Origin of the sequence: Cypionkella psychrotolerans, from assembly GCF_001294535.1 — a bacterium.
Taxonomy (GTDB): domain Bacteria; phylum Pseudomonadota; class Alphaproteobacteria; order Rhodobacterales; family Rhodobacteraceae; genus Cypionkella; species Cypionkella psychrotolerans.
In genome coordinates this window covers 1-2,337 of sequence record NZ_LGIC01000009.1, presented here as the reverse complement: position 1 = coordinate 2,337, position 2,337 = coordinate 1, and the positions used below count along the sequence as shown (strand labels likewise).

Sequence of the window (2,337 nt, the reverse complement as noted above, 5' to 3'; positions counted from 1 at the left end):
CAGCCGCTTTGCCTCGCTGACATCCATGCCGCCATACTTGGCCTTCCATTTGTAAACGGTCGCATCGCTGACACCGTGCTTGCGGCACAGGTCGGCCACAGAAATCCCGGTCTCATGCTCTTTCAGAATGCCGATGATCTGATCCTCGGTGAACCTGCTGCGCTTCATCTCTCTGGTCCTTTCGGTTGGGCCAGAGTCTATCTCAAACTGGATTAGCCGCAGGGGGCAACGTCAGGGTCTCCCATCAATCAAGGTGGCGGTAGGTACATTTATCTACAGGTAAGCTAGAAGAATAAATACACATAAGTTGTGAGCTCCTACCATTGATATCAGCGGGAGTATGAAGATAGACCGATCTTATTTATGTAATACTGGGTATTAAATAGTGCCCAGTATTACATAAAGAGTAACTTAAATTTCTGATCCAACAAATCATAGCGGTTAGCCGTAAAGGTATTCTTTGCTGCCTCGACAAGGATAGCGAGGTCTTTATCTTGAAGGACGACAATATAGGCGTGGCCGTCTACGGCAGATGCTTTGCATCGGTAATCCCCCCGGATGGCTGAGGCAGTATCGGCGTGGTATGCGGTTTCTGGGGCGGCCACGCCAATGTTGAAAGCGTTCTGAAGCGACGCCAATGGAGCCAGAGCGCAAATGACCAGCACATCCCTTCCGCCCACCCCAAAGACGTCGCCAGAAGACGTGAAGCAACCAGAACGGCCGAAGCTCTTGCAGGTGCTGGGGCCCGGTTTGATCACCGGCGCGTCGGATGACGACCCCAGCGGCATCGCAACCTACTCTCAGGCGGGGGCGCAGTTCGGCTTTGCGCTCGGCTGGGTCATGCTGTTCAGCTGGCCGCTGATGTGCGCGATTCAGGAGATTAGCGCGCGGATCGGCCGCGTCACCGGGCGCGGGCTGGCGGGGAACCTGAAGCAGCACTACCCGGCCTGGATCACCTACTCCATCGTTTCCCTGCTGGTGATCGCCAATGTCATCAACATCGGCGCCGACCTCGGCGCGATGGGGGCGGCGCTGAAGCTGCTGCTCGGCGGGCCCGACTTGGCCTATGTGGTGGCCTTCGGCGTGCTGTCCGTTTGGCTGGAAGTCTTTTCGCGCTACGCCCGCTATGTCTCGATCTTGAAATGGCTGACGTTGTCACTGTTTGCCTATGTCGGGGTGGCCTTTGTGGTTCACATGCCCTGGGCCGAGGCGTTACGAAATCTGGTGGTGCCGCACATTACGTTCGACGGACCGCAACTGACGGTCATCGTGGCTCTTCTGGGCACCACCATCAGTCCCTACCTCTTCTTCTGGCAGGCAGAAGAAGAGGTTGAAGAGATGGAAGAGCGCCCTCTTTCCAAGCCTCTGTCGGGCGCGCCCGAGCAAGCTGTGGCTGAGTTCCGGCGCATCCGCATCGACACTTACATCGGCATGGCTTTCTCCAACCTTGCGGCGCTGTTCATCATTCTGGTCACAGCGGCGACCCTGCACGCGCATGGCATCACCGATATTCAGACCTCGGCGCAGGCGGCCGAAGCATTGCGCCCGATTGCCGGGCCATTCGCCTTTGCCGTCTTCGCCACCGGAATCATCGGAACCGGCCTTCTGGCTTTGCCGGTTTTGGCCGGGTCGTCTGCCTATGCCTTGGGCGAGATGTTCGGCTGGAATGTCGGGCTCGCGCGCAAGCCCCGGCAGGCCAAGGCATTCTACGGCGCAATCGCGGTGGCGACGCTGTTGGGGGTGGTGCTCAATTTCAGCCCGATTGATCCGATCAAGGCCCTGTTCTGGAGCGCGGTGATTAACGGCCTCGTTGCGGTGCCCATCATGGCGACGATGATGCACTTGTCCAGCCATCGCGCCGCGATGGGTGACTTCAAGCTGCACGCGGGTCTGAAGATCGTCGGCTGGGTTGCTACTCTGGTCATGGCCGCCGCCGCCGTCGGCCTCTTAGCGACATGGGGCGGCTGATGCGGAGACGCGGACGTTGCCAAAGCGCCTGCCCAGCCAAACCATAGGGTTCAATCTCCGATCACGCCAAACGCATGCCAACTTCCGGCCAAAGAATGGCGCATGGCAGCCCTGTGATGTCATGTCTGGACGGCCCCTGATGCGCAAGCTGCGAATCTGACGAGCCTATGCCGAAAGCAGTCATGTCTACGGCCTTTGTGTGCGGCGGAACCGCTGGCCCAGATGAAGTCCGCAGATCAGTTCCCAATCAAAATTACGCGCTCAACTCGGCGCCTTGACCCCATGGGGTGTCCTGATCCCCGGTTCGACCGGTTTGTCATCTTTCCTCAGTCTCGACGCATTCACTTTCGCTGCCTGTCGCCGATCATC

At 58.5% G+C, this 2,337-nt stretch carries 2 protein-coding genes; one reads left to right on the top strand and one right to left on the bottom strand.

Features of this window, described 5'->3' with window-relative positions; genetic code table 11:
* A partial coding sequence (locus AKV04_RS02715) for a transposase (protein ID WP_054004960.1) occupies positions 1-168 on the bottom strand: 168 nt, incomplete at its 3' end.
* 486 nt (positions 169-654) lie between these two features.
* Between AKV04_RS02715 and AKV04_RS02705 the strand changes: the two genes are divergently transcribed.
* Positions 655-1,968, top strand: coding sequence for an NRAMP family divalent metal transporter (locus AKV04_RS02705; protein ID WP_054004958.1), 1,314 nt, complete (start codon positions 655-657; stop codon positions 1,966-1,968).
* The last annotated feature ends 369 nt before the right edge of the window (positions 1,969-2,337 follow it).